This window comes from Bacillus sp. GMs2/2 (assembly GCF_050172095.1).
GTDB lineage: Bacteria > Bacillota > Bacilli > Bacillales > Bacillaceae_G > Bacillus_A > Bacillus_A cereus.
The window spans coordinates 1-1603 of the sequence record NZ_JBNLYE010000628.1 but is presented as its reverse complement, the minus strand read 5'-3'; the positions used below and the strand labels follow the sequence as shown (position 1 = coordinate 1603).

Genomic DNA, 1603 nt, shown 5'->3' with positions numbered 1-1603 from the left:
TTACTCAATTAGATTTAGAAAAGCTTTCTCCTGATATATTAATAAATGCAGCTGGTATTCGAGAGATAACACCTGTTTTACATTTATCCGATGATATGTTTAAAAAAGTAATTGATGTAAATTTAGTAGCCCCATTTATCCTTTCTAGGGAAGTAGCTAAGCGATGGTGTGAATCGAAAATAAAAGGTTGTATTGTGAATATAGCATCGGTTTCTGGATTAATGGCTGAACCAGAGCGAGCTGCTTATGTTGCATCAAAGCATGCTTTAATCGGATTGACTAAACAGATGGCTATGGAATTTGGAAAGCAAAATATAAGGGTGAATAGCATTTCTCCCGGTGTTATTAGAACTGAACTTACAGAAGAATACTTTAGTAATACAGCCTTGATGTCTATGATAAAAAGTAATCAATCTTTAGATACTTGGGGGTTGCCGCAGGATATTGTTTCATGTATTGAGTACTTGATTTCTGAACAGGCCCGCTTTATTACTGGTTCTAATTTTGTAATTGATGGTGGTTGGACTGCTGGGAAAAATTTATAATTGAGTGTTTTTGAGGAAAAGCACCTGTCCTTTTTTAGGCTGGTGTTTTTCTCACTATAAACCGAGTTTTTATTGGAGGGGGATTAATTTGCTTCAAAAAAGTTTTAAGCAAGAGAAAACGGTACCGGCTTTAAAGATGATAGCATCAATGGTTATCTTTGGATCAGTTGGATTTTTTTCAGTTCAAACAAACTTACCTTCGTTTGAATTAGTGTTTGTAAGGTGTATTTTTGCGACAATATTTTTAAGTGTATGCTGGTTGCTTACAGGGCAATATAAACAAGATAAATGGGAACGAAAAGAAGTTATTCAAGTTTTAATATGTGGCTTTTTCTTAGTATTTAATTGGGTTTTCTTATTTAAAGCCTTTGAAAATATGTCAGTTACAATTGCTATCTCGGTTTATCATCTTGCACCAGTAATTGTACTGTTAATTGGAAGTATCGTCTTTAAAGAAAAATTAACATTAATATCTATCATTTCAATAGTTGTGTGTTTTGCAGGAGCTTTATTAATTGCTGGTATCGATGGAAGTTTCTCTGTCGGTTCATTAATGTCTTCAGGTATGATATGGGGATTTCTTGCAGCTCTCTTTTATGCATTTACAACTTTATTTGGTAAAGGGATTAACAAAATGAGTGCGTATGCAATGACATTTTTACAAACATTCTTGGGGATATTTCTTTTAATACCATTTATAGATTTAGATGCTTTTAGTGGCCTCACTCAAAGTAATTGGACATATATTATAGCTACTGGTTTTATTCACACAGGGATAGTATATTATCTGTTTTTTGATAGTTTACGCTATTTATCTACAAAAACAATCTCAATATTAGTTTTTTTGGATCCGGCAGTGGCAATATTATTAGATACTGTACTTACTGGATTCCGTCCAACTTTAATGCAAATAACAGGAATTCTTTTTATTTTTATTGGTATGACTTTAACATTAAAAAAATCTAAAGATAAAAAACTGAGCCAAAAAGAAAAGCGAATTGAAAGCGATGCTAGTATATCTCAACAATAATGAAATATATTGTGTATAAAACGATAAA

Annotated in this window: 2 protein-coding genes; both read left to right on the top strand. The window is 32.2% G+C overall.

Annotated elements, in window-relative coordinates; all coding sequences use genetic code 11:
- On the top strand, nt 1-545 hold a 545-nt coding region (locus ACQGS6_RS28085), incomplete at its 5' end, for an SDR family NAD(P)-dependent oxidoreductase (protein WP_426965999.1).
- An 88-nt stretch (nt 546-633) separates the two neighbouring features.
- Entirely contained in the window at nt 634-1575 is a 942-nt protein-coding gene (locus ACQGS6_RS28080; RefSeq protein WP_000939630.1) for a DMT family transporter, read from the top strand.
- Nucleotides 1576-1603 lie beyond the last annotated feature (28 nt).